Genomic DNA, 25362 nt, shown 5'->3' on the forward strand with positions numbered 1-25362 from the left:
CTGCATAATGTCCTTTGACAAAAGCAAGATTAAAAACGTGGTATTCATCATGCTGGATACCCTGCAATTCAACTATCTCGGATGCTACGGCAACGAGACGGTCAAGACCCCGCATCTTGACCGTTTCGCCCGTCAATCCGTTCTTTTCGAAAACGCTTATAGTGAAGGAGTCCCGACCGTCCCGGTACGCCGCGCACTCATGACCGGACGCTTCACCCTCCCTTACGGTGGATGGCAGCCTTTAGGCAGTGATGACACCACCATCACCGACATCCTCTGGGGTCGCAACATGCAGACCGCGCTCATTTACGACACCGCCCCCATGCGCCTCGCCAAGTTCGGCTACTCCCGCGGTTTCGATTATGTGGACTTCTGCCCCGGACAGGAGCTGGACCACACCACTTTTGAAAACGAGCCTCTCGATCCGGCCCTTAAACCCGAAGATTTCACCTCCGCCACCATGGTCTGGGATGAAAACGGCGAATACATCGATGATGAAAGCCCGCAGCTTCTGGACGAAATCGGTTGCTTTCTGCGCCAGCAGCAGCACCGCCGCACCGAAGCAGACAGCTACGTTGCCAAGGTTATGAACCGCACCGACAGCTGGCTCAGGGAACGCCGCGACAAGAACCGCCCGTTCTTCCTCTGGATCGATTCATTTGATCCCCACGAGCCTTGGGATCCGCCGTCCGTATGGAAAGGCGAACCCTGCCCCTACGATCCCGAGTACGAAGGAAACCCCATCATGCTCGCCCCGTGGGTTCCGGTGGAAGGCCGTATCACCGAGCGCGAATGCGAACACATCCGCGCTCTGTACATGGAAAAAATCACTGACGTGGATCGCTGGGTAGGCAGGACTCTGGATTCCATCCGCGAGCAGGGACTCATGGATGAAACCATGGTTGTGATCATGTCCGACCACGGCCAGCCCATGGGCGAAGCTGAACACGGCCACGGTATCATGCGTAAATCCCGCCCCTGGCCTTACGAAGAGCTGGTCCACGTGCCGCTCATGATGCACATCCCCGGAGTTGAGGGCGGACAGCGCATTTCCTCCTTTGTGCAGAACGTTGACGTAACCGCAACCATCATGGATGTCCTCGACCTGCTCGATACCGAAGACGGCATCAGCGATCACGGCATGAAAACCTTCGGTGCTGAAGATTATCAGGGCGAAAGTTTGCTGCCCATGATGCAGGGCGAAGTGGACAAGATCCGCGATTACGCCATTGCCGGATACTACGGCATGTCCTGGTCCATCATCACCGATGAATACAGCTACGTGCATTGGCTGGTCAGTGAAGATGAAAAGAACAACGCCGACTGCGTGGAAGGTGCCGACAAAGTCATGTCCGAGGATATGTGGACCTGCACCGCCGGGGCCAAGATCGAAGTTCCCCAGCACAACGAACTGTACGACCGCCGCAAGGACCCCTTCCAGCTGAACAACATTGCTGAAGAGAATCCCGAAAAAGCCGAAGAGCTGCTCCAGAAGCTCAAACTCGTCATCGGCGAACTGCGCACGACCTAATTCAAACCAACAAGGGCGGTCAGGTTATCCCGACCGCCCATAATAATATTTCAGTGGAGAAATCATGTTTACCGAACTGACTGACGCAAACTACAGCGCAACTGTAGCCGAGACCGTATCCGGTGTGCTCATCTGCTACAAGCAGCAGTGCCCGCATTGCAAGAACATGGAAAAGGTACTGGAAAAATTCAGCAAAAAAAATCCCGATGTAAACCTGTTCAAACTGGACAGCGAAGCCAACCCCGAAGCACTGGCTGACCTTGATTCCGAACGCGCCCCGACCATCTTCGTCATCAAAGGCGGAAAAATGGTGGCCCGCAAAGGTGGATTGATGAATCCCAAAGAAATGAAAGCTTTCTTCGCCGCAGCATAGAAGCAATTACAAGCAACGGGAGAGATCATGAGTGAAAGCACAATATACGATATGGTGATTGTGGGTGGCGGACCTGCCGGAATGACCGCAGGCATCTACGCAGCCCGCGCCGGACTGAAAGCCGTAATTCTTGAAGAAAATATCACCGGAGGACTGGTCAACTCCACCTATACGGTGGAAAACTTTCCTTCCTACCCCACCATCCACGGCATGGATCTTATGAAAAAGATGCGCGCCCATGTGGACAGCCTTGAAGTGGAAGTTGAAGAAGTCTGCGAAATTGAAAATATGTCTCTGGAAGGAGATATGAAAAGCGTGGAAACAGACGAAGGAACTTTCAAAGCCAAAACAGTTATCATCTGCACCGGACGCAAGCCAATTCCACTTGATGTGCCCACTGAGTGCGATCAGGTCCACCACTGCGCCATCTGCGACGGAGGTCCTTACAAGAGTAAAAGAGTTCTCGTAGTCGGCGGTGGCAACAGTGCTTTTGATGAAAGCCTGTACATGATCACCCTCGGCATTGAGCACATAACTCTCGTTGAAATAATGGACCGTTTCTTTGCTGCGCAGGGAACTCAGGACCAGTTGCTTGGCACCGGTAAAGTGGATGCCCGATCTGAGACCAAAGTTGTCGATCTCGTTGTGGAAAATGACGAACTCAAAGCCGCTGTGCTGGAAAATGTAGCTACCAACCAACAGGAAACCGTACCTGTGGACGGGGCCTTCGTATTTCTGGGCCAGAATCCCAATAACGAACTTTTTGCTGAAAAGATCAAACTTTCCAAAAACGGCTACATCATCACTGATGAACACATGGCGACCAGCATTCCCGGCGTATTCTCCGCAGGCGATATCAACGATAAAGCCTACCGCCAGATCACCACCGCCATGTCCGACGGAACAATTGCGGCTTTGGCTGCTGAAAGATATATTCGCACATAGGAACAACCATGACCAACGCAATGCAAACAATAAAAAAATGGGCTATGGCCGCTGCAATCGGTGCTGCCGGAGCTTTCATCATGCACGATCCGGGTAATCCCAAGATCGCCCTCTACTGGTTTGAAACGATCTTCGCCATCGCGGGTTTCGCCTTTGAGATTATGCCTCTGTTCGCCACAGCGGTATTGTTGCTCATGGCCTACATTGTTACCGGGATCGCCACCCCGGACCTTGCTTTTGTGGGCTGGACCACCCCCATCCCATGGGTCTGCATGTGCGGAATGCTTATCGGCGTACTCATGGAAAAAACCAAGCTTTCCAACCGCATCGCCCTGCTGGCTATCACCCGCATCGGACGCACTCCCCTAAGACTCTACGTCGCCATGATTGTTGCCGGTTACGCCGTTGGTGCCATCATCCCGGATGTCATCACCGTAACCATCCTGTTCATGGCTATTGCCTCGGGCATGTGTTCGGCAATGAAGCTGGATAAGGGTTCCAAAGCCGCAACAACCCTGATTATGGCCGCTTTCTTCGGTGCCACCGTCCCGGCCACCAACTACCTGCCCAATAACGTCGGTATTGTCGGCCTGCTCATGGTCAAGGATATGGGCGTCCCCATTGAATGGCTGAGCTTCTTTATTGAGAACATCGCTTTCGCCCTGCTTGTAGGTGTTGCCTGTGTGGGAATCCTGCACTTCTTCGGTTCAAAGGAACTGGGCAAATACATGGACCAATGCCTTGAGCACGCCAGCGAGAATCTCGCCTCCATGGGGTCCATCACCCGTGACGAGAAGAAAACCCTGATGCTGACCACACTGGCCCTTGCCGCTTTTGCCACTGAAACACTGCACGGCATTCCCGGTTACTACGCTTTCTGCGCCGTGGTCCTGCTGGGTTTTACCCCGCTCTTCAATCTGCTCAAGAAAGAAGACGTGGCTCAGGTTCAATTCTCCATCCTCTTCTTCATTGTCGGGTGTATGGCTATCGGTATTGTAGCCGGAAGCCTCGGTATTCCCGCATGGATGGCCGGAAAGATTGTGCCATACCTCGAAAGTGTCCAGAGTCTGGCCGGTTCATCACTGCTGGCCTACTGCACCGGGATTCTCGCCAACTTTGCTCTGACACCTGTTGCCGCGGCCACATCGTTGAGTATCCCGCTGGCTGAAATCGCCACCACCCTTGGCATGGACATTAAGCCGCTGCTGTACAGCTTCTTCTACGGATTGGACCAGTTCCTCTTCCCGTACGAGCTTGCCGCCGCGCTGATCATGTTCGCCACCGGATACGTACGCATGCGCTACCTGATGCTGATCATGGCAATCAGAATGCTTTGCGGAGCCGTTGCGGTCTGGATTGTAGCCTCCACCTACTGGCAGTGGATTTTCTAAACACATCTTCATAAAAGGCGGGCTGCATTTCTGCGGCCCGCCTTACCCTAATTATCAAATCAAATTTAAATTACTGAAGGTCTACCGTGACCGTTCAGGAGATATTTTCATGTCTAAAACCCTTCTTCTCGTGGCCCTTGCCGTGGTTCACATCATCTGGGGCGGCGGGTTCATCGTCCTCAAAATGGTGCAGGAAACCTTTACTCTGGAACAGATTCTTCTGGGCCGGGTACTTTTCGCTTCCCTTCTCTATCTCATCCTCTGGTCACGCATTCCCAAGCCTGTATATCAAAAAGGTGACTGGAAAATGCTCCTGCTTCTTGCGCTTTGCGAACCATTCCTGCTCTTCACCTTTGAAACTCTCGGGTTGCAATACACATCCGCATCACAGGGCGGAATGATCGTCGCCTGCGTACCCATGACCGTGGCTATCGGGGCTTATGTTGTTTACAAAGAAAAAATCAGCCGCCGCTGCATGGCCGGAATCCTGTTTGCTGTTGTGGGTGTAGGCATTGTCTCTGCTTTCGGGGAAGCCAACGAACACGGTAGTAATCCGCTGCTGGGGAACTTCTTCATCTTCTGCGCTACGCTATCCGCCACCTGCTATGCCCTGACCGTAAAGCATCTCGCCGCCCGCTACCACTTCATGTATCTCTCGGCCATTCAGGTCTTCGGGGCCACCATTTTGTTTCTGCCCGGTGCAATCATGTCTCCCATGCCGGAGAACCTGAATTGGCAGGCCTTCGGCGCACTGGTCTATCTGGGACTGGGTATCACCTTTCTGGTCTATTTCGTCATCAACTACGCCCTGACCAAAATCAAGGCCGCCCACGTAATCCTATTCTCCAACCTGATCCCGGTGGCAACCCTCGTCCTTGCCTTCCTGATCCTCGACGAAACGCTCACACCCGTGCAATACGGCGGAGCCGCTCTCGTTCTGGGAGGCATGTTTCTGGCTGGATCTCCTGATTCAGTGGAATAATCAGCAGCCAAAGCACAAATCCGTACTGACAAAGCTCTGTCCGGGATAAATTCAGGAGCTGTCCATGAATCCATCCCTGTAATAAGAATTTGCGGGAGCGCAGGAAATAACCCTGCACTCCCGCAAATATGTTTATCCATGAAATTTATTAGCCTTAGTGACTATCTTCAATCCCCTTGGATTCTTTAAAGGCTTCCCATTCATCGTGATCCAGTGAACCGCTTTTGTCTGCATCGGCTTCTGCGAAAGCTGCTGCTGAGTTAGGGAGTGCGGCCTTGAATTCTTCAGCACTGACAGCTTCGTCGCCGTTGCGGTCCATACTGTAAAAACAACGGTTAAGATCGTCTCCGGCCACAGCTGCTGCGGCCATACCCAGAATCATAATTACGCTAAAAACTACTTTTTTCATCTATTATACCTGTTGGTTAATTATTGCATTTCTGCGATCAAATCGTGAAGCTGACGGGCCTGTTCAGCCAATGAGTCCACTGCCTGACGGGCCTGAGTCATACCTTCAGCTGTTTCAGAAGAAATTCTGGAAACCTCTTCCACGCTCAGGGAAATCTGCTCTGTGGCTTCAGACTGCTGCTGTCCTGCCTCGGCAATATGCCGCGCCTGAATCACGGTACTGTTCACGGCCTCAACTATTTCATTCAGGGCCGCACCTGATCCGTCTGCCAGCTCTCGGGTGGAAGCAACAGTACTCAGGGCCATTTCAGTTGAACGGATATTTTTATCCGTTTCAGCCTGAATAGCACTGATCGCCTTGCCCACATCCTGAGTTGCGTCCATTGTTTTTTCGGCAAGCTTACGCACTTCATCCGCAACTACCGCAAATCCGCGCCCGGCCTCGCCAGCCCTTGCCGCTTCAATGGCAGCATTAAGTGCGAGTAAATTTGTTTGGTCGGCAATATCCTGAATCACACTCATAATACTGCCGATTTCCTGAGCTTTATCACCTAGGACATCCATATTTTCTTTCATTTCAGCAGTCTGATCGCTAATGGAAGTGATGGAATTCACCACTTCCCCGACCACCTGCGCCCCTTCAGTAGCTTTGCCCTTTACAGAATCGGCGTTGTCAGCCGCTTCAGATGCGCTGGAAGCAACTTCAATTACCGTGGCGTTAAGCTCTTCAATGGCAGTGGCGGTATCAGTGGTTCTTTCATTCTGCACGGCAGCCCCGTCCGCAGCACTGTTAACCTGATCAATGAGAGCATCTGCCGAACTGTTCATTTCAGCGGCAATCAACTCCGCCCTTCCGGCGATGCTGGCAATTTTTTCAGCCTGCGAAGTGATCATGGATTCCTTTTCCCTGATCTCGGTCAGATCAAAACAGATGGTAAAAACTCCTAGTTTATTTCCATCCAGATCAACAATGGGATTGGCACAGATATCTATAATTTTGCGGACTCCGGCACCATTCATAAAATCAAGTTCGCACTGAACCCTTTTCTGCTTCTTCAAAGCCACCTGCGTTGGAGAATTGCCGTCCACGCTCCCGCCAATAAGGGAGCCGGTACTGACACCTACATATTGTCCGGGGTTTCCGGATTTACCAAGCACATCAAGCATGGACTTGTTGATCAAGCTGATCCGGCCCTCAGCATCGGTCAGCAGGCAGGGAGAACTGGCTGCCACTGCATCAATTATTCCCTGAGCCTGTCCAAGCTTATTCTTTAACTCCGCGACCATTACCCGGATGGAGTCAACCAGCCGCTCAAGTTCACCGGAATAGGTTCCTTTTATTTCAGCATTAAGTTCACCATCGGCCACGGTTTCGGCAAAACCGATAATATTACGGACCGGCTTTGTGATGCTGCGGGTGATGAACAAACCGAGAAAAATGGAAATCAAAATCCCGGCCCCAATCCCCACAAGGGTGGTCATACGGGCCATAGCCCCTGTCTCTGCGGACTGCGCAACTGCACCGGTTATTTCATCTCTGGCCTGTTCCTGAATAATGTGAAGAAGCTTGAAAAGTTCATCCCCGGCCATTTCCACTTCAAAATCAAGTTCCCACAGTCTGGCCCCGACCGTATCCTTTTCATCCAGCAGTTTCGATTTTTCATCGCCGGAAGCTTTAGCGGCCTGCATGCCAAGTTCCAAATAGCGGAGCATCTGGCTTTTAATCTCCAGAGCTGCAGGCGCGAAAGTATTCTCGTAAATATCAAGAGCCTTAGTTAGTGCCTCTGTGCTTTTTTCATTGGTAGCAGGAGCAAGGTGCCCCACAGCGGTTTCACCGCCATCCAAAAATGCTTTGGAGTAAGTGCGGTAGACATTGAAATTACTTTCGTTCTGCTTCCAGATATCATTGACTTCGGTAGTGTGCTCCATGGCCCGCACCTTGGTACTAAGCCACATCAAACGGTTGACAACATTTTCCATATTTGAAGCCGCATTAACATAGGGAAAGGTCTTAACGACTTCCTGACCGCCCTGCTCAAGACTTACCAGAGAGGTGAAAGAGTTGACTCCGACCCCGCAGAGGATAAGAACCATAATTCCGAACCCCATCACCAGCTTCCCTGCAATGGATATATTGAGTTTACGCATCTCCTTCCCCTTGAAAACTGATCTTATTTTAGTACAGCCAACCGAACCTGCAACCATCACGGCAAGATATTAGTTATGGCTACCTTAATTTGTAAGTGCGTTCTGCTTAATACGTCAACCCATGCGAGGGAAATTACTGACAAGTTCCTCCTCTTTTTATTGGCAAATTATATATACCTGAACATTCCCCCAAATAACAAAAGCCTAATCCATATAGTTAGTCATGACAGTGACAAACTTGTCCATTGCCTGCACCGGGTCTTCACCGTTCTCAAGGGCTTCAGCGTAGCACTTAAGCATGTAACGTTTCATAATCAATTTACTGGAAGATTTAAGGGCCGAGCGTGCAGCCTTAACCTGAGTAAGAATGTCGCCGCACTCCTTGCCGCTTTCGATCATTCCCTGAATTCCACGAATTTGACCTTCAATACGCTTCATGCGCTTCAGCACATCATTTTTAATTTTTTCCTGCTCTGCTGCTGTTTCGGGCATGACCATGTTCCTTCATCTTGTATGTGTGTGAGAGATTAAGTAGAGTCGCACGATGACTGATAAAAACACCCCCTCCCCAGCGTCCGAAGAGGAAAACCTTGATCAGGTCTGCCTACTCAATTCTATTGAACTATGCGCAATAATTTTCCGGGGAATAAACCCCGAAGAATGCGCCGCACTTCTGGACGAGGGTTTGCCCGCACTGGCTACACTTTCAACGGAATCCCTGCAATCCCTTTCAGAGCCGCTGAAAAATATTGCAGCTTCCTGCCCGGAAATTACCGACGAATTCTGCGAAAACCTTGAATCCGAACATGTCCGGCTCTTCATCAACAGCCGCAGCGGCATAACCGCCCCGCTTTATGAATCCTGCTACGAACCCGGCTCCGGCAAAGTTATGGGTAAACCCCATCTTGCCATGCGCAAACGCCTTGAAACCGCAGGTCTCGCACCTACCGGAGAACAGGCTTCCGAACCCATGGACCACCTGTGCATTGAACTGGAATACCTCTACGTGCTGCTTGCCAACGGCTGGGGCGGCAACGATGAAAATTCCCTCACCGGGGCCCGTGAATTTGCCACTGAAAAACTTATCTGGGTCCGCAAATTCAATGAAAAACTTTCTAACAGCGATGCAATGCAATTTTATGTTGCAGCATCAGATCTGCTGGTTGCCATACTGGAAGAAATCACTTCCTCCTGACACACTTTCGTCCCGGTTTTCCGCTCAAGGCGTCGTTGATCCTTTTAACCAGCGGTGCCGGGCCGGAAACCAGATCGTTGCATGAAAACATTTCTGCAAAGCCCTGATCTCTCTTTTGAAGCATGAACACTATCGGGAGATCCAGCCCCTCTCTCATCGCGGTGCTTTGCTCCAACGGATCAGCCAGAATAGGGAAACCGGACTTATTTATTTTGTCAAAACGCATGGCCTCACGGCGATTCATGCCCAAGCCCACAGTGATGAAAAACATGTCCGGGGTACAGCATTCCAATTCCTTGCGGGCATCATCAACACTGCGTACCGCCTGTGCATTTTCAGCATGACCTTCTTCCACCAGTAGGAGCAGAAAATATTTTGCCTCAAGGGAACCAAGGTTCAACTTACTTTGCCCTTCCTGCAACCCCAGATATTTACGTTGTTCAGTATTGCCGCTGAAAGAGAAGTTCATGTCCGGGTATGTTCTCAAATCGACAGCCTGTTTTGGCGGAGGATGGCTTTCCACCCAGCCAAACCAGCCGTGGGGGTAACGATATACTTCCTTATAACCAAGACGCGCTGCCCGGCGCGCCGCAATGGCACTGCGCAGTCACCTGAAACTTCGACAATAGATAATTACCGGACGGCTCAAGTCCGGTCCAAGCAAATCCCTGAATGCAGCTTCCTTTTCTTCCGAAATATACTGCTCTTCGCTTAAATCGAATTCCATGTTCAGGGCCTGCGGGATATGTCCATCCTTGTATTCGTATCCAGCCCGCACATCCAGCAGCAGCGTTTCAGAATCGTTCTTCAACTTGTCAGTCAATCCCTTTTCATCCAGCAAGCCATAACCATAGCGATCAGCCTCATTCCGGGCATCCGCCCACCAACTGGGCAAATCACTTACCGCCTGAGCTGATCCGCAGAAAAAAATAAGGCACATAAAAAATGTGACGATTACCGTTGTCAGTAAAGCTCTGGTTCCGGCCATGGCTGCTCCGGTAAATTCAGGGGCCGGAATTAAAATTCCGGCCCCTGTTGTTATTCAATTACTTTTTGGGAGTATGGATGGTGTAGGAACCGTCCTTATGGAAGTCGGTTTCCGCTTCAAGGTAGTAAGCTTCCTTGATGTCGGGGCGCATATCCATGGTCATATAGAACGCTTCGCCGCTACGTGCTCCGGTGGTGCAGACAAAAACTATGGGCTTGTCTGCGGAGAGAGTCTTGATCTTCTTCTCCAGCATATCCACGGGAATATTCACTGCGCTGGGGATATGTCCCTGAGCGAATTCGTCAGCATCACGGACATCAATCAGCATGATGGAGTTCGGTTTTTCAGCAATGATCTTCTTGAACTGCTCAATATCGATGCTGCCTTCTTCGCCGCCGGACTTCACTTCAACAGAACCGGATGCGCCGTAAAGCTCTTTCCAACCGGGATATCCGGCTTCTGCAACATGAACGTCCTTATAGCCGATGCCCATGGCCCGGATAGCGGACTTGTGGCTAAGCTTGCACTTGTAACCGCCACAAAAGTAGATAAGCTTGGTATTTCTCTTATCTGCGGGCAGCAGGCCGGTGCGCTTGGCCCACTTGGAATCGGGAATAGAGATTGCTGAAGGAATGGAACCGTCCAGAAACTTCTTGGTCGGACGGGCATCAATCAGCATGTAAGGTTCGCCCTTGGCCATCATTTCAGCAATAGGTTCGAGACCGATTGAACCATAGCGACCGGACTTCATCCAGCCGGGATACCCGTAGGGGTATACCTTTACGTTTTTGTAGCCCATTTTGACCGCTTTCTTGGCGGACTTATGACTCAGCTTACACTTGAGACCCTGACAATAAAAGATAAGCAGGGTGTTCTTGTCCTTGGGCAGCTTGTCGGTCATCTTATCGAACTGGGAATCCGGAATGGATACCGCAGTAGGGATGTAACCAAGAATGTACTTGCCCTTGTAAGGACGGGAGTCAATGATCATCACCCCTGCGGGTTTGGGCATTTTGGCGTACTTGGCAACAAAGTCGGTATCGACCATGTCTTTATACATCCAGTCCTGCATCTTGCTCTTGGGGATGACATCCTTAGCCATGGCAGGTGCGGCGATAAACGCCAGACACAGTGCCAATACCACTACCTTGAAAAACTGCATTTTCCTCATGTAATTCTCCCTTTTGCTCTATTTAAGATGATGCGCTGCGCGCTTGTATCTAAAATTTGCCTCCGGCGGCCCTCCGGGGGCCAAAGAAACTTTTTGAAAAAAGTTTCTCTGGACTCTTCCAAAACTTTTATTAAGGCTTCGCCGCTTTGTTTGTTTAATTTTGCGTTAGACTTCAGACGAAGGGTTATCTTTAACCTTGTCATACCAAAGCTTGTGGTGATGCTTGGCGTAATCTTCCGGCACATGCCCGGTGAACATGGAGCGGAAACCCGGTTTTTCTTCCGGTGAGATCGCCGCCATGTAGATATGGACCAGCAGACCTGCGAAGACCAGCCCTACAGCAAGGTAATGCAGGGTGATGGACCAGCTGACCAGGGCCATGTGTTCCGGGCCGAGGGTGCGGTCAGACAGGAACATAATGATCCCGGTAACCACGATTACGATTCCGCCCACAACAGAGGCTTGGGCGAATGCCTTCTGGCCCATATTGTAGTAGCCCTGATCGGGTAGCTCGGCATTTTTGCCCAGCAGTTTCGGTCCGGCAGTCATAAGGATCATCTTGCGGATCATCCAGACTATGTCACGGGCCGGATCAACCATGAAAACTTCCTTCAAGAAGAAGATCGCTCCCTTGAGATTGATCAGCATGTAGAGGAGCAGCCCCCCTGCCCAGACAAGCCCCAAGGTCACATGAATGGTCAGCAGATTGCCACCTCCGCCCACAAGTGAACGCATGAAGGCCGGATAGCCGGAACCCAGCGGGTCGATATCCGGGTTGCCGAAAAGGGCCAGCCCGGTAACCAGCAACAGGAACCAACAGGCCGCATTGAACCAGTGAATAAAAATGTCCGAGCGGTCATGCCGCTTGTATTGTCTCGAAGTCATTATTCATCACCTCCCTTGTTTTGGGAGTCGTCATGCTCTTCGGAACCGACCAGCAACTGGCGACCAAGCATGACTGCAACACCCAGACCGGACAGACCGACCACGGTCTTGACCACAGGGTTGACCATAGTGGTCAACACATCCATGGCTGAAGGCATTTTCGCTTCCACAGGCCATTCCAGCGGTGCGGTTTCACCCAGATAGATCATATTGGGCTTGGTATCCGACTTGGTATTAATAACCCGCACCAGCTTACCCTTGTTTTCCTGAAGCAGCCTTGCCGCCTCGGACTCGGGGTCATTGATGTCCCCGAAAACGCGAGCCTTGGTAGGACAGGTGTCCACACAGGCCGGGAGCAATCCCTGTTCACGGCGTTCTGCGCAGAAATTACACTTGTCCGCCTTACGGGTAATTTCATTACGAAACCGGGCATCATACGGACAGGCCGGAATACAGTTTCCGCAGCCGATGCACAAAGATGTGTCGATACGCACGGTGCCGTCTTTCTTATCTTTATAGGTAGCTCCGGTGGGACAAGCCTGAACACAGGTAGGATTATCACAGTGCATACAGCCGCCGGGCTGAAAATGGGTCCGCGGCCTGCCGGATGCAAAATCCGGAACCGAAGACTTGATCCAGTTACGCCACTGGCCATCAGGCACATCATTGGCGACCTTGCAGGAAGCTACGCAACCCTTGCAGTCTATACACTTTGACGAATCGATGACCATTGCGAGTTGTACGGTTTTACTCATGAAGCCACCTTCCTTGTTACGGAAACAAATGTTTCATGCAGGGCCGCATTACCGCAGATTTCATCGTATCCGCCCTCAAGCACCGCAGCCATACTGGCCCCTTCACCGAATATGAGGCTGAGTTGCGGAGACAGGGGACCGAAACCGGAAAGCATGTACACGGTATTTTCAAGGATGCCGTCGGTGATTTCCACCTTGAGTTCGCCCTTGCCTACGGAGCTTGAGACTTCCACCATATCTCCGGGCTTGATGCCCAGAGATTCTGCGGATTTGGTGTTCAACCAGAGGGTATTTGGCCCGGTGATCTGATGCAGCACCGCATTATTCTGGGAAGAAGTCTGGGTAACGCAGGCACTGCGCCCGATGACCATGCGGAATTTATTCTTGGGCGGCTTGGCCGGAGGGGTATAGATCGGCATAGGATCAACACCCATCTTTGCATAACGCTGGTTGTAGAACTCAACCTTCTTGCTGAGAGTCTTGTAAACCCGATCCTCATAGATGCCGTAAACCTTACTGGGATTATAGTAGACCCCGTCCTTTTCAAAGGCTTCAGCGGCACCGGGCAATTCACGGAGTTGCTTCTTGCGGTATTCTTCAATGGTGAAATCAAAGTATTCTCCCAGCTCCATCTTTCCGGCCACATCCTTGAGCACATCAAAGACCGGGCGGGATTCGTAAAGAGCCGGAACAACCGGATCACGCTGCACAACACAGGCGCAGGCCACGGAACCCTGCAAACCGGAAGCCGGGTCCTGCCGTTCCAGATAGCTGGGGGCGGGCAGCACGAGGTCAGCCATCCATGCGGTATCGCTCATGGCGATATCCACCACGGTCATGAATTCCATGGCGTTAGCCATCTCAATGGTCTTGGCCCGGTTGGGAGCGGTTCCCAACGGATTGGTCTTGTAAATGAACCAGCCTTTAACCGGGTACGGCTTGCCGGACAGAACCGCATCACGGGTGATGATAAATGAACCGTCATGCTCAAACATCATGGGCACCTTATGAGCGTCCACGCGGTCATCGGGGTTCTCATCATACCACGGAGCATCGTAGGGAACACCCTTGAGGCCCACTTCACGGGCAGCCAGCAGCCCGCCGGGCTGATCCCAGTTGCCGAGCAGTCCGTTCACAATGGCGAAGCTGCGGCGGATCTGGGTGGAATTCTTGTAATCGGAAGTGCGGCGGCCCGGATAGATCATAGAAGCCGGAGCAGCAGCAGCCAGCTCGCGGGCGATGCGGGCGATATCCTGCGCCGGGATACCGCATTCTTCAGCGGCAAACCGAGGATCGTACTTCTGCACATGTTCACGAAGCTGGTCGATGCCGTAAGTTTTATCGGCGATCCACTTCTTATCGTAAAGTTCTTCATCAATAATGACATGGGCCAGCGCAAGCATGAAAGCCATATCCGTACCGGGACGGATGGGATACCACTCATCTGCCAAAGCTGCGGTCTTGGTGTAGCGCGGATCAAGCACCACCAGCTTGCTGCCTTTCTGCATGGCGGTCATCAGATCGATGGAATCCGGCGTGACCAGAGCTTCAAAGCGGTTAGCCCCGGCCATGATGATATATTTGCTGTTGAGTACGTCGGCAAAAGGAACTTCGCCGAAGGTATCGAGAAAAGCACGGCTTCCGCTAAGGAGACAGAGGGATTCGTGGGAAGTCACGTTATAGGAACCGTAAACTTCGGCAAAACGGCCCACGAACTGGGATTGCAGGTCGGCCCCGGCAGAAAAGAGATGCCCGCAGGGGGTATACTTCTTGCGGATATCCTGCATCTTCTCAACCATCAGGTCGATGGCCTCATCCCACGGAATGCGCTGCCACTTACCCTCGCCGCGTTCGCCCTTGCGAAGCAGGGGGTGCTTTAAGCGGTCAGGATCATACATCTGTGCTACCCCGGCATTGCCGCGGGCGCAGAGCATACCTCTGGATTTGAGAAATTTGGGGTTGGGATCGAGTTTCTTGATTACACCGTCCTGAACACGGGCGATGCAGCCGCACTTGTTGAAGCACATGTCACAGGCCGAGAAAGCGGATTCCCAGTCACCTGATGTATTATTGACCTGCGCGGACGCTGTTTGCAGTCCGCCCAGAACGGGAGCACTCCCGGCTGCGGCAGCGGCCAGCATCCCGGAGGCCTTGAAAAAGTCGCGGCGGGAAAGCCTGGTCTTGTCTTTAGCCACTTCCACCTCCATGTTGATCAAGGGGAAAGGAGTTAAGATTGCTGTGCGGGGGAAAGGTCATTCCCACCGCACAGGAAATGAATACCTAGGTGCAAAGATGATAAACTTAAGTAATCATCTGCGGATTAAACACTAGCTGCACTTGGCCGGAGACGGAGAATCCTTGGCGTAATCATGCAGGTAAGTAAAAATATCGTTGATGTCCTTTTCCTTCACCTTGCTCCACTCAGGGGAACACTTGATCTTGGAAGTGTCGGAGAACATAGCGGTCCACTCTGCCTGAGTCTTGGTGCTGGGGCTTAAATCGGATGCTGTCTGGCCGTGACAGGAACGGCAATGTTTGCGGTAAAGAAACTTACCTTTACGGGCATTACCACCGCCGAAAGCGGTAGCCATGCTGGCCATAGACAGGACCATGAGGGCACAAATCAAAATACCTATCACCTTACGATTCATTAGAAACCTCCATAATTATTTTCTTAACCCATAACATCCCCTTCTCATTTTTTAAAGCGAAAGAGATGTTTTTTTAGCGAACTCTTCAACTCTAAGATACCCATACGGGGTATAGGTGTCAACGATAAAACGCACACAAACCCATAGCTCCACCCGATGACACCCGAAACTGAAAACTCAGCTTTGCACCCCACATACAGCAAGTGCAATCCAAAGTAAGCACTGCACCCACAACACATTCAATATTATCAGTGTCTTACAAAAATATATCTTTTGGCCCGCATTTTGCTTTTACAGCCATCAGGATACAGGCAGACCACGGTCTGTTTTGAAAATAAATTTGGAGGATATGTAAAAAAATGGCAGAAAACGCAGTTAAGCAGAGCAGTGATGTCGTAGTCGACAAAGCAGCAAGCTCATGGTCCGACCTATGGAAAAAAGAAGATTACTGGGCCATCTGGCTGGGATTCCTGATCCTGACCATCGGCGCAATAATCTTTTTCAACAATAAGCCCGCGGACATGGAAGCCAAGTTCGCAAAACAAAACACTATCATGACCGAGGAAGCTGCCCGTGCTCCCTTTAAAACCATAGCATGGTACGAGGCCCAGACCGCCAAAGAAAAAATCAAGGCCAAAAACCAGCCTGTTGGTGAAGCCATCAAGTCTTTCATGGCTAAACCCAAAAAGTGGACAACCAACCCGCTGGACGCTTTCATCCAGACTCAGGAACAGGCTGATATCAAAAACGCAGCGGGCATGCCCAAATATGAAAAGGCAAAAGCCGCAACAGCAGCAGCCAAAAGCGCAGCTCTCATTGCACAGTCCAAAGCTGAACAAGCCGGATTCAAAGATGCCAAGCTTAACGCAGAAACCTCCGCTTCTATTGAAACATGGCTGAAACTGCGCGCCAAGGAATCATCTGCCAAGAAAAAAATCAAAAATAAGCCGTACAACCTGATCCCTTCACTATTGGCTTTGATGATCGGATTCGGACTCTTCTTTGCAGTGGGAATGCGCTTCATCGACGGTGATGCCAAACAATTCCTTAAAGGATTCGGGTTGGTTTTCGTTATTGCCGTCGCTTCTTATCTCATGGCCAATCAGGCGACCATGAAACAGTACGGTATCGGATATGCCGCTTGGGCTATTGCCATCGGTCTGGTTATTTCCAACACCATCGGAACCCCGACTTGGGCCAAGAAAGCTCTTCAGGTTGAATTTTTCATTAAGACCGGACTTGTTCTGCTAGGTGCGGAAGTCCTGTTCAACAAAGTTGTGGCCATCGGTATCCCCGGTATCTTTGTAGCCTGGGTTGTCACCCCGGTTGTTCTGATCACTACCTTCATCTTCGGTCAGAAAGTAATTAAGATACCGTCTAAAACCCTGAACATGGTTATCTCCGCCGACATGTCCGTTTGCGGTACTTCCGCAGCCATTGCAGCGGCTGCGGCATGCAAGGCCAAGAAAGAAGAGCTGACCCTCGCAATCGGCCTTTCCCTTGTCTTCACTTCCGTCATGATGATCATCATGCCCGCCATCATCAAAGGCACCGGAATGCCTTTCATTCTCGGCGGAGCATGGATGGGCGGAACCATCGACGCCACCGGGGCTGTTGCAGCAGCCGGGGCCTTCCTTTCTGAAAAGGCTCTTTACGTAGCGGCGACCATTAAAATGATCCAGAACGTGCTGATCGGTGTAACCGCCTTCGGTATCGCCATCTTCTGGGCCACTAAAGTTGAAGCCAAAGCCGGGCAGAAAGTGCACGCCATGGAAATCTGGCACCGCTTTCCCAAGTTCGTACTCGGTTTCCTGACCGCATCGGTAATCTTCTCCATCATCTACACTTCACTTGGTTCCGACGCTGGTTTCACCATGATTGACCAGGGCGTATTGCGCGGCTTCTCCCGCATCTTCCGCGGATGGTTCTTCTGCCTGTCCTTCGCAGCAATCGGGCTGGCTACCAACTTCCGTGAACTCAAGCATTACTTCAAAGGCGGCAAGCCGCTCATCCTTTACGTATGCGGCCAGTCCTTAAACCTGTGCCTGACCCTGATCATGGCTTACCTCATGTTCTACGTGGTCTTCCCTGACATTACTTCCAAAATCTAGACATTTGGAATCACACCCCCCTACATGGAGGGAAGCGTTGATGCGCTTCCCTCCCCATAAAGGAACAACAAAATGGAAAATAAACCCCTCAGCTTCAGAATTATTTCTTTCTTCGCCACTTGCGCCGTAATCTGGGCCATGGTCTTTGTAGCTGGTCCATTACTCATAGATACAACCCCGGCCTTCCGCACGCTGGCCGACTTTGTGGTCGAATCCGACATTGAAACCGGAGAATTTTACTACACAGATGTGGAAATTGTCGGACACGCGGATCACAACGCCCGCAGTTCAATGGAATACCTGCCCCACGGCCCCGGACCTGAATAGGAATCAGGACCAGTGGATCAGGATCTGAACATGGAATCTATCATTTTACCGGCAGAAATGAGATAATAGCCGGTGCGTGGAACAGCACCGAGAAAATAGCCTAGCTGTTCGAGCTCTGTCCGGCCTAAATCAAGAATGGAAAAATAGACCTTAAAACAAAGGATAAGGCTCAAAAGGCACAGGATGGTTATGGGGACCGAGCTGCTCAGGCGGGTGAATAAATCCTTCACTTTAATTTTACTTTGAAAAAAGAGAACCAGAGCTGCCGCGCATTGCAAAAAACTGTTCCAGCCACGCACGAACAGGTCCGCAGTGATAAAACCGGCCAGAAACGCTGCAAAAAATTGATAAAAACTGTTCATAGCCCCCCCTCGCTCAAAACCCGTTACAAAAAAGACTACCCCATTTAATATAACCTTACCCTGCTCAAGCAATCACGGTCAAGGAAACCGGGCTTGACTTCGGGGGTTCCGGCTATAAACTGCTTGAGCAGGCGGCAAAGCATGAAACTTCCCAGACCATATTCCATACAAAGCAAATTTCTTTTAAGCCTGATTCTGACCTCCCTTGTTATCGGGGGAGTTCTTTTTGCGGGCTTTTCCATGCACATGAGCAGGGTTCTCGAAAATGTCGTGCGCGAAAAAGCACGCATGGTTTTCGGGCAGGTGGACTCGGTGCAGAATTACGTGCGCGGTGTGCTCCGCCCTCAGATGTATGAAGAACTGCCCGATAAATTCATTATTCAGGCCATGTCTTCTTCTTTTGTAACCCGCAACATCATGGCCCGCGATGAAAATGAGACCTCAAGCTTCAGCTACCGCCGTGTGGCGGAGGGAGCACGAAACCCGGACTATGAAGCAAAAGGGATAGAACTGGAGCTGATCAACCATTTCAGGGAAAATCCCGGCAACAGATTCTGGGAAGGTTACAAAACCATCCACGGAGAAAAACATTTTGTCATGGCCCGCCCGGCGATGTTCAAAAAAAGCTGTTTGCGCTGTCACGGAAAAGTTGAAGACGCTCCCGTAGAACTGGTTGAACTATATGGCAATCGAGGTTTCGGACATACAGCTGACAGCATCGGCGGAGTGGATTTTGTCGGCCTGCCGGTCAGTGCTTCCGTAGCCCACATTCAGGAAACCATCATGACCTACATCGGCGTTTTCCTGCTGGCCGTGCTGCTTTATCTCGGAGCAACCAACATGCTCTTCAAACGGATAGTAGCCAACAACATCCGTATCTTGACCACCAATTTCCGGCGCAATTTCAGTGATGAAAAAGGAGTGGCCCTTTTCAGGGAAGTGGAACAGGAAGATGAAATCGGCGAGATGATCGGCGGTATCGAGAAACTCAGTGACTACATGTTCGACACCCGCCAGAAACTACAGGAGTATGCATCCAACCTTGAAAAGATGGTTGAGGAACGTACCGGAGAACTGGAACTGGAAGCAATTGCCCGCCAATCAGATGTGGAACTTTTCGTACAGCTTCTGGCCGGGTCCAGCCGCAGTCAGTCCCGAGCAGAGCTGTGGAGAGCAACCCTGCCCCTGATTCATAAAAGATTTAATCTTGAACGGACCGCTTATGTCTGCACTTTTTCCAGTAAAAATTTCTATTCCCTGCCGGATAATCCCGAACGTCCTCCCCTTCCCGATAATTGGGTGGAACTGCTGACCGAATCCGTTCCCCTTATCCTTGATGACCGGGCATATATTCCAGTTGAGTCTTCTTCGGGAAGTGCCGAGGGACTGCTCTGCCTGTTTCGCAGGGAGAATTCATCATTCCGGGAAAAAGACCTTGCCGTATTACGGGCCATAGGACGCCAGCTCGGAATTGCAGCAGACAGCATTTCCGCACTGAACAGCATTGTGCGCCACAATGCCAACCTGCAATCAATATTTGAAGGTATCAGTGACCCCCTGCTGCTGGCTGACGGAACGGGAACCCCCATTGTTGCCAATGAATCTGCCCGCAAACTGGGAGAGGAACTTTCCGACGGAACCATTACCGACGGCGGCGTGGTCAGCCTGCTCTGCCACGGCCCCGGAGATTCCGGAAACTGTGGAATTTCTAAATCCCTGTTTATGAACAAACCCTTGTCCAGAGAAGTCTCCCTGCCGGAGGGACGTTCTTTTGCCATCAATATCTATCCCATTCAGGATGCGGAAAATCCCATTGAACGCAGGGTGGTCATCTACGTTCATGAAACAACCAGTCAGAAACAGATGCTGGCCCATATGACTCAGGCCGAAAAGATGGCAACAGTAGGGAAACTTTCAGCCGGGCTGGCCCATGAAATCAACAATCCGCTGGGGGTTATTCTCTGCTATGCTGAACTTTTGAAAAAAGATGCTGCCGGACAGAACGCCGAGGACATTGAAGTAATACTAAAACACACCAGACAAGCCCAGACCGTACTAAAGGATCTGCTGAACTTCGCACGGCCAAAGGTTTCTTCAACAGTCGGCAGCGATTTGACAAAAATCGTCCGCGAAGTTGCCGATGTTTTCCGCATTCAAGCGGACAAACAGGGGGCGAAAATAAGCCTTGAACTTGATGAATCCATTCCTAAACTGAATGTGGAACCGCAGGCCCTTGAACACATTGTTGCCAACCTGCTCTTGAACGGGCTTGATGCTGTACCGGAAAACGAAGGCAGATTAAAAATTACCCTTGGCATTGAACAACCGGGGCAGGCCGTGCTTAAAGTAACGGACAACGGTCCCGGCATAGCACAGGAAGACCTGCAATATGTATTTGACCCCTTTTACACCACCAAAGAGGTGAATAAAGGTTCCGGTCTGGGGCTGGCTGTAGTATTTGGGTTCATGAGTGATCTCGGCGGTTCCATTGAAGTGGAGAACGGCAGCAAGGACAAAGGAGAACTGTCCGGGGCTGTATTCACCCTGAAATTTCCCCTGACTGAAAAGGATGGATAATGGCTGACACACATCAGCAAAAGATATTGGTAGTTGATGATCAGGAAGATTTCGCCCGAGGAATCAAAAGATTAATCGAGGGGGCTTTTCCTGAGAATGAAGTCCACATGGCTTTCAATGGAGAGCAGGCACTTGCTGCACTTAAATCTCAGCAGGTAAACCTGATGATCAGTGACCTCCAGATGCCCGGCATGAACGGTCTGGAACTTTTAAAGACCGCCCTTACACAAAGCGATTCACTCTCTGTGGTAATGCTCACCGCCCACGGAACGGTGGAGACCGCAGTGGAAGCCCTTAAGGCGGGGGCCTATGATTTCGTGACCAAACCCATTGAACAGGAAAACCTGTTCCGGGTCATCAGCAAAGGCATGGAACGCAGCCGTTTACTTGAAGAGAACAGACTGCTTCGGGCACAGATTGAGCAGCACAAAGACCGGTTGCTTGGGCAAAGTCCAGTCATGCAGCAGCTAAAACAATCCATCGGAGCTGTGGCCCGTACTGATTACAATGTTCTGATTATGGGCGAGTCCGGAACGGGTAAAGAATTGGTGGCCGGGATGGTGCGGGACCTGAGTTCACGGGCGGATAAACCATACGTAACCGTCAACTGCACGGCCATCCCTGACAATCTTCTGGAGAGTGAACTTTTCGGACACGTAAAGGGAGCATTCAGCGGTGCAGATCATGACCGCGAAGGACTTTTTGCCCGCGCTGACGGGGGAACAATACTGCTCGATGAAATCGGCGATATCCCACTTGAAACACAGGCCAAGCTATTACGGGTCCTTCAGGAAGGAGAGATCAGGCCCGTAGGCTCAGACCGTTCAAAAAATATCGATGTGCGAGTGCTGGCCTCTACCAATCAGGACCTCCCCCTGCGGGTTGCGGAAAAATCATTTCGGGAAGACCTGTACCACCGCTTGAACGTGCTGCCTTTGAACCTTCCTTCACTGAAAAACCGCCCCGGCGATATTCCCTTGCTGGCCCGTTATTTTGCCCAAAAATCCTGTATCGAACTTGGGCTGCCGGAAAAAGAACTGGACCCGACAGTAGTAGGACATTTAAGCGGGCAGAAATGGACCGGAAATGTCCGCGAACTGCAAAACACCATGCGCAAACTGGCCGTATTCAGCACCGGGGAATCCATAACAATGCTGGCTGTAAACATGGCTGAAGGCAAAATGACCCAGGAAATGGGAGAAAAAACAGCTGCCAGCCTTCCCTTCAAAGAAGCTAAGCAACAATTGGTGGACAGCTTCAGCAGAAGCTACATCAGCGATATCCTGACCCGCAGCGGTGGCAATGTTTCAGAAGCAGCCCGCATGTCCGGTCTGTCCAGAGTGGCGGTGCAAAAGATGCTCGGCAGATTCAACCTTAAAACCTCGTTTTTTAAAGGGAATTAAACCGAGATTCCAATGTGCTGTACAAGCAAGAATCATTCACCCAGCCCTTACCAGACGAAGTAAGCAGTCAAAGAGCTTTTCCAAGTCCATATCCACGACAAAAACGCGTTATCATCCACATGCTCCTAAGCCTGACGCAAAGCGTCATGTGCAGAACAACCGGGACGAAATCCGTAACAGAACTCAAAAAACAGTAGTTCCAGTACCCAAGTCAGTACTTGCAGGATGGCTTGCTGAACAAAACGGGAACCCCAGACGGAATGTCCCGCCTCCGAGTTTGTAGAGAACTTGCACCACTTAAATTTACGTCATGCTTTGTGCGCAAGCTTACAGATAAGCTATCCCCAAAATTCATCCAAAATATAACAACGCCCCTCCTCTGCCAGAGGAAAAGGACTGTTGGCCAGATAAGGGGTATGATAACCGAGTACTTTCCCGCTAATCTTAGCCTGCAAAGACTCGACCTGCTTCCAGTGGGTGTGCACACTGTCCGGGTTATCAAACTCTATTTCATGAAAAACAAGATCACAGGAAGCAAACCACTCGGCTTCCAGCTCAGCACGCTTGAGGATTTTATTGATCCCTTCATCATACTTCGTGTCACCTGAATAGCCGAAACTTCTCCCCCCGGCTGAAATCTTAAGCCCGATGGTTCCGTAAGGCAGGATATGATGATTCCAGCGGCTGTCAATTCGGATTGGGCCTAATTGAAACGGAATACCGGGTTGCAACGAAAAGCACTCCACATGCTCTTCCAAATCGGGAAAAAGCGGAGAATATAGATCTGTCAGAATTCGAAATACGTTGTCGGCAAGAATCAACTTCAACTTTCGGTTATGCTTGCGGGCCCGCTGCATACAGGCGGTAAAACCCTGCACGTGGTCTTCGTGATTATGAGTGAATAAAAAATGGGTGACGTCGTCCCAGTGGATGTTGTGCCGGGCAAGGGTGTGGGCCGGATAACCGCAAGGGTCTATCCAGATAACATATTCGCCGAAACGGACAATGGTGTTGGCAACAGTACCGTAAACCCCATTTCCACAGCCGATAGGAAGAACTTCAAGGCTCTCACGGTTTTTGCTGTCTCTGGGAATAGCTGCCAACAGGGATTCGATAGCAGCATCGGGACTTTCAGACGGAAGCAAATCATTGCGGCAATAAAGAAATTCATCGGCATCGGAAATGACAACATCACTGCCTTGGCAGCAAATTTCCAGACTGCCGATACGATAACATGGATCGGCAGCGTTATGATGAAACCATTTACCGAGCCAATTCTTGCGGACCACTTTGAGATTTTTGTCATCAAAAAAATATGGGAAAATGCATTCAAGGTGACTGTAAACCTGTTTTACGTTTTGCTTTGAGCCTACATATTCCCTTAAGATACCGCCTTTTATCTGAGACTGCCAAAGAATAAATTCTTCTCCGGTACGGTTGTCCCCGGCCAACGAGACCTCCCAATCGGGAACCACCACGATCTCCTCCCGGAAACCGTGTTCAGTCAGAAATTTAGCAACGTCCGGCATACTGCCGATCCGCACGGTCCCCTCTGAGGTACAAACCAAGTCTACAAACATCCCGCAGTGTTCTATCCGCTGCACCCGTTCTGTCAGCTTCCGTAACGTACTGATAGTCATTTACATGTCCCTTCTTCGCAATGTATATGTTTACATAGAAATGACACTAGCGAGATCATAATGCCACATCAAACCTGTATACTTTCAACTTATCAAAACTAAAAATTCAATAAAAACAAGCATAAAACTCAATTTTTAACAATTTCGTTGACATAAACATTAACAAGCTGCTAACAGAATGTAAACGTTTACATAGTGAGGTCATTTGTGAGCACAATTCGTGATGTTGCGCGACTAGCGCAAGTTTCCACCGCTACGGTTTCACGGGTTATCAATTCCCCTGAATCAGTGCGCGAGAAAACCCGTGAGAAAGTTCTCCGGGCCATGAAGATGTGTAATTACAAATACAACGCCCTCGCACGCGGTTTTGCCACCAAAAAGTCAAATACCATCGGGCTGATCATTCCCAACATCAACAACCCGGTATTCGCAGAATCCACTCTGGGGGTTCAGGAATACGCCGATGAAAAACAAACCAAAGTAATTCTCGGCAACACGTCCTATAAAATATCACAGGAAGAAAGCCTGATCAAAGCCTTACGCGAAAGTCAGGTAGACGGACTGATCATCACTACGACCAACCCCAAAGGTGAAATAATCAAAAACCTTGTGGATGAAGACATCCCCTTTGTACTGCTTTTCAGCACAGTAAAAGGCGGCCGTATTTCAGCCGTGGGTGTTGATAACTACCGGGGCGGCTACGTGGCCACCGAACACCTTATTTCACTCGGGCACCGCAGGATCGGAATGATTGCGGGTAGTTTTTCCGTAACTGACAGAGCCTACCACCGCTGGCACGGCTACCGCCAATGCCTCAAGGACAATGGAATTCCCTACGATAAAGAACTGCTGGTCCAGACCGAGTACTCCCTTTCCGGAGGACGGGACTCAATCAAAGAACTGATTAAGCAGGACTCCCCGCCCAGCGCGGTTTTCTGCTCCAACGATTACATCGCTCTCGGGGCAATCAAAGGCGCTCGGGAGGCTGGTTTGTCCCTGCCTGAAGATCTATCCATTGTCGGATTTGATGACATGCCCACAGCTTCATACATGGTCCCGGCCCTGACCACTATCCGTCAGCCCGCCTATGAAATGGGCAGACGCGCCTGTGAACTTCTTTTGCAGAAAATTGATGCTCCGGACAAAACGGAGCAACATATGATGGAGACCAAACTGGTTGTCCGCGAATCTACTGCCGCCGTCCCGCAAACGCACGTAAAACAACACTAGGTGTTGTTTTTACTAAAATAAATATGATTTATTTTAACGTACACGGGAAACGGAAGCAGGGGATGGCGGGGACAGACAGTAGCAAAAGGATTGCCGCAATTGTTGCCGCAATTCTGATAAGTAAGGAACCTTTAGGAGGAATACTAAACAACCACCAGCTAGAAGCTGGTGGGTTTGAGCTAGCGGACTGAAAGTCCAGCATAACACCGGCAGGCTAACGCAGCCGGTTAATTCTCAATGTCGAAACCATCGTTAGGATTGCGTTCAAAATGATGAGCCAAATATTCTT

The 25362-nt window shown here is 50.7% G+C and carries 22 protein-coding genes; 11 read left to right on the forward strand and 11 right to left on the reverse strand.

The window, feature by feature from the left end; genetic code table 11:
- The first annotated feature begins 7 nt into the window (after nt 1–7).
- The 5 genes from FMS18_RS11800 to FMS18_RS11820 all read left to right on the forward strand — a co-directional run bounded on the left by FMS18_RS11800 (nt 8) and on the right by FMS18_RS11820 (nt 5222).
- The gene (locus tag FMS18_RS11800) at nt 8–1531 is read left to right on the forward strand and encodes a sulfatase (RefSeq protein WP_163294747.1); all 1524 of its coding nucleotides are present in this window, start codon (nt 8–10) and stop codon (nt 1529–1531) included.
- 64 nt (nt 1532–1595) lie between these two features.
- The gene (locus FMS18_RS11805; protein WP_163294749.1) at nt 1596–1904 is read left to right on the forward strand and encodes a thioredoxin family protein; all 309 of its coding nucleotides are present in this window, start codon (nt 1596–1598) and stop codon (nt 1902–1904) included.
- 27 nt (nt 1905–1931) lie between these two features.
- Nucleotides 1932–2849: an NAD(P)/FAD-dependent oxidoreductase gene (locus tag FMS18_RS11810; protein ID WP_163294751.1), complete on the forward strand. Its 918-nt coding sequence runs from the start codon at nt 1932–1934 to the stop codon at nt 2847–2849.
- A gap of 8 nt (nt 2850–2857) precedes the next feature.
- Nucleotides 2858–4240, forward strand: coding sequence for an SLC13 family permease (locus tag FMS18_RS11815; RefSeq protein ID WP_163294753.1), 1383 nt, complete (start codon nt 2858–2860; stop codon nt 4238–4240).
- Nucleotides 4241–4349: 109 nt separating this feature from the next.
- Entirely contained in the window at nt 4350–5222 is an 873-nt protein-coding gene (locus FMS18_RS11820) for a DMT family transporter (RefSeq protein WP_163294755.1), read from the forward strand.
- Between the two features lie 154 nt (nt 5223–5376).
- On the opposite strand, the gene FMS18_RS11825 is transcribed toward FMS18_RS11820, so the two are convergent.
- The 3 genes from FMS18_RS11825 to FMS18_RS11835 all read right to left on the reverse strand — a co-directional run bounded on the left by FMS18_RS11825 (nt 5377) and on the right by FMS18_RS11835 (nt 8270).
- Complete coding sequence (locus FMS18_RS11825) at nt 5377–5631, reverse strand: hypothetical protein (protein WP_163294757.1); 255 nt, start codon at nt 5629–5631, stop codon at nt 5377–5379.
- Between the two features lie 20 nt (nt 5632–5651).
- Nucleotides 5652–7778 carry a methyl-accepting chemotaxis protein gene (locus tag FMS18_RS11830; protein ID WP_163294759.1) on the reverse strand — a complete coding sequence of 709 codons (2127 nt, stop codon included), beginning with the start codon at nt 7776–7778 and terminating at the stop codon, nt 5652–5654.
- A 204-nt stretch (nt 7779–7982) separates the two neighbouring features.
- Entirely contained in the window at nt 7983–8270 is a 288-nt protein-coding gene (locus tag FMS18_RS11835; protein WP_163294761.1) for a metal-sensitive transcriptional regulator, read from the reverse strand.
- Nucleotides 8271–8322: 52 nt separating this feature from the next.
- On the opposite strand from FMS18_RS11835, the gene FMS18_RS11840 reads away from it, so the two are divergent.
- Nucleotides 8323–8973 (forward strand): molecular chaperone, encoded by a 651-nt coding sequence (locus FMS18_RS11840; RefSeq protein WP_163294763.1) that lies wholly within the window; start codon nt 8323–8325, stop codon nt 8971–8973.
- Here FMS18_RS11840 and FMS18_RS20905 read toward each other — a convergent pair.
- The 6 genes from FMS18_RS20905 to FMS18_RS11875 all read right to left on the reverse strand — a co-directional run bounded on the left by FMS18_RS20905 (nt 8960) and on the right by FMS18_RS11875 (nt 15423).
- Nucleotides 8960–9961, reverse strand: a complete 1002-nt coding sequence (locus FMS18_RS20905; protein WP_271121207.1) for a rhodanese-like domain-containing protein — start codon at nt 9959–9961, stop codon at nt 8960–8962. The genes FMS18_RS11840 and FMS18_RS20905 overlap by 14 nt on opposite strands.
- A 58-nt stretch (nt 9962–10019) precedes the next feature.
- A complete protein-coding gene (locus tag FMS18_RS11855; protein ID WP_163294768.1) occupies nt 10020–11132 on the reverse strand; it encodes a rhodanese-like domain-containing protein in 1113 nt (370 codons plus the stop codon).
- 165 nt (nt 11133–11297) lie between these two features.
- Nucleotides 11298–12017 (reverse strand): formate dehydrogenase subunit gamma, encoded by a 720-nt coding sequence (locus FMS18_RS11860; protein ID WP_163294770.1) that lies wholly within the window; start codon nt 12015–12017, stop codon nt 11298–11300.
- The gene (locus tag FMS18_RS11865; protein WP_163294772.1) at nt 12017–12772 is read right to left on the reverse strand and encodes a 4Fe-4S dicluster domain-containing protein; all 756 of its coding nucleotides are present in this window, start codon (nt 12770–12772) and stop codon (nt 12017–12019) included. Before FMS18_RS11865 ends, FMS18_RS11860 begins: the two co-directional genes overlap by 1 nt.
- Nucleotides 12769–14967, reverse strand: coding sequence for a molybdopterin-dependent oxidoreductase (locus tag FMS18_RS11870; protein ID WP_163294773.1), 2199 nt, complete (start codon nt 14965–14967; stop codon nt 12769–12771). The genes FMS18_RS11865 and FMS18_RS11870 overlap by 4 nt, the downstream gene beginning before the upstream one ends.
- 132 nt (nt 14968–15099) lie before the next feature.
- Entirely contained in the window at nt 15100–15423 is a 324-nt protein-coding gene (locus FMS18_RS11875) for a c-type cytochrome (protein WP_163294775.1), read from the reverse strand.
- A 359-nt stretch (nt 15424–15782) separates the two neighbouring features.
- Between FMS18_RS11875 and FMS18_RS11880 the strand changes: the two genes are divergently transcribed.
- On the forward strand, nt 15783–17534 hold the full coding sequence (locus tag FMS18_RS11880; protein WP_163294777.1) for a YeiH family protein: 1752 nt from the start codon (nt 15783–15785) through the stop codon (nt 17532–17534).
- A 72-nt stretch (nt 17535–17606) separates the two neighbouring features.
- On the forward strand, nt 17607–17861 hold the full coding sequence (locus FMS18_RS11885; protein ID WP_163294779.1) for a hypothetical protein: 255 nt from the start codon (nt 17607–17609) through the stop codon (nt 17859–17861).
- Nucleotides 17862–17878: 17 nt separating this feature from the next.
- Here the strand turns inward: FMS18_RS11885 and FMS18_RS11890 are convergent, their stop codons facing one another.
- Nucleotides 17879–18223 (reverse strand): hypothetical protein, encoded by a 345-nt coding sequence (locus tag FMS18_RS11890; RefSeq protein WP_163294781.1) that lies wholly within the window; start codon nt 18221–18223, stop codon nt 17879–17881.
- A gap of 141 nt (nt 18224–18364) precedes the next feature.
- Here FMS18_RS11890 and FMS18_RS11895 point away from each other — a divergent pair, with 141 nt between their 5' ends.
- Both FMS18_RS11895 and FMS18_RS11900 read left to right on the forward strand, forming a co-directional pair.
- On the forward strand, nt 18365–20800 hold the full coding sequence (locus tag FMS18_RS11895; protein WP_163294783.1) for a DUF3365 domain-containing protein: 2436 nt from the start codon (nt 18365–18367) through the stop codon (nt 20798–20800).
- Entirely contained in the window at nt 20800–22203 is a 1404-nt protein-coding gene (locus FMS18_RS11900) for a sigma-54 dependent transcriptional regulator (protein ID WP_163294785.1), read from the forward strand. The genes FMS18_RS11895 and FMS18_RS11900 overlap by 1 nt, the downstream gene beginning before the upstream one ends.
- 338 nt (nt 22204–22541) lie before the next feature.
- Here the strand turns inward: FMS18_RS11900 and FMS18_RS11905 are convergent, their stop codons facing one another.
- Nucleotides 22542–23843 (reverse strand): MBL fold metallo-hydrolase, encoded by a 1302-nt coding sequence (locus FMS18_RS11905; RefSeq protein WP_163294787.1) that lies wholly within the window; start codon nt 23841–23843, stop codon nt 22542–22544.
- 207 nt (nt 23844–24050) lie between these two features.
- On the opposite strand from FMS18_RS11905, the gene FMS18_RS11910 reads away from it, so the two are divergent.
- Nucleotides 24051–25073 carry a LacI family DNA-binding transcriptional regulator gene (locus FMS18_RS11910; protein ID WP_163294789.1) on the forward strand — a complete coding sequence of 341 codons (1023 nt, stop codon included), beginning with the start codon at nt 24051–24053 and terminating at the stop codon, nt 25071–25073.
- The last annotated feature ends 289 nt before the right edge of the window (nt 25074–25362 follow it).

The organism is Desulfovibrio sp. JC022 (genome assembly GCF_010470665.1).
In the GTDB taxonomy this organism is placed as follows: Bacteria; Desulfobacterota; Desulfovibrionia; order Desulfovibrionales; family Desulfovibrionaceae; genus Maridesulfovibrio.

Bases quoted from the DNA above. Each gene is read 5' to 3' on its own strand.
- FMS18_RS11875 (WP_163294775.1), bottom strand. From the start codon at position 15,423: ATGAATCGTAAGGTGATAGGTATTTTGATTTGTGCCCTCATGGTCCTG.
- FMS18_RS11865 (WP_163294772.1), bottom strand. From the start codon at position 12,772: ATGAGTAAAACCGTACAACTCGCAATGGTCATCGATTCGTCAAAGTGT.
- FMS18_RS11835 (WP_163294761.1), bottom strand. From the start codon at position 8,270: ATGCCCGAAACAGCAGCAGAGCAGGAAAAAATTAAAAATGATGTGCTG.
- FMS18_RS11860 (WP_163294770.1), bottom strand. From the start codon at position 12,017: ATGACTTCGAGACAATACAAGCGGCATGACCGCTCGGACATTTTTATT.
- FMS18_RS11855 (WP_163294768.1), bottom strand. From the start codon at position 11,132: ATGAGGAAAATGCAGTTTTTCAAGGTAGTGGTATTGGCACTGTGTCTG.
- FMS18_RS11880 (WP_163294777.1), top strand. From the start codon at position 15,783: ATGGCAGAAAACGCAGTTAAGCAGAGCAGTGATGTCGTAGTCGACAAA.
- FMS18_RS11905 (WP_163294787.1), bottom strand. From the start codon at position 23,843: ATGACTATCAGTACGTTACGGAAGCTGACAGAACGGGTGCAGCGGATA.
- FMS18_RS11830 (WP_163294759.1), bottom strand. From the start codon at position 7,778: ATGCGTAAACTCAATATATCCATTGCAGGGAAGCTGGTGATGGGGTTC.
- FMS18_RS11885 (WP_163294779.1), top strand. From the start codon at position 17,607: ATGGAAAATAAACCCCTCAGCTTCAGAATTATTTCTTTCTTCGCCACT.
- FMS18_RS11820 (WP_163294755.1), top strand. From the start codon at position 4,350: ATGTCTAAAACCCTTCTTCTCGTGGCCCTTGCCGTGGTTCACATCATC.
- FMS18_RS11810 (WP_163294751.1), top strand. From the start codon at position 1,932: ATGAGTGAAAGCACAATATACGATATGGTGATTGTGGGTGGCGGACCT.
- FMS18_RS11900 (WP_163294785.1), top strand. From the start codon at position 20,800: ATGGCTGACACACATCAGCAAAAGATATTGGTAGTTGATGATCAGGAA.
- FMS18_RS11890 (WP_163294781.1), bottom strand. From the start codon at position 18,223: ATGAACAGTTTTTATCAATTTTTTGCAGCGTTTCTGGCCGGTTTTATC.
- FMS18_RS11805 (WP_163294749.1), top strand. From the start codon at position 1,596: ATGTTTACCGAACTGACTGACGCAAACTACAGCGCAACTGTAGCCGAG.
- FMS18_RS11840 (WP_163294763.1), top strand. From the start codon at position 8,323: ATGACTGATAAAAACACCCCCTCCCCAGCGTCCGAAGAGGAAAACCTT.
- FMS18_RS11815 (WP_163294753.1), top strand. From the start codon at position 2,858: ATGACCAACGCAATGCAAACAATAAAAAAATGGGCTATGGCCGCTGCA.
- FMS18_RS11895 (WP_163294783.1), top strand. From the start codon at position 18,365: ATGAAACTTCCCAGACCATATTCCATACAAAGCAAATTTCTTTTAAGC.
- FMS18_RS11825 (WP_163294757.1), bottom strand. From the start codon at position 5,631: ATGAAAAAAGTAGTTTTTAGCGTAATTATGATTCTGGGTATGGCCGCA.
- FMS18_RS11800 (WP_163294747.1), top strand. From the start codon at position 8: ATGTCCTTTGACAAAAGCAAGATTAAAAACGTGGTATTCATCATGCTG.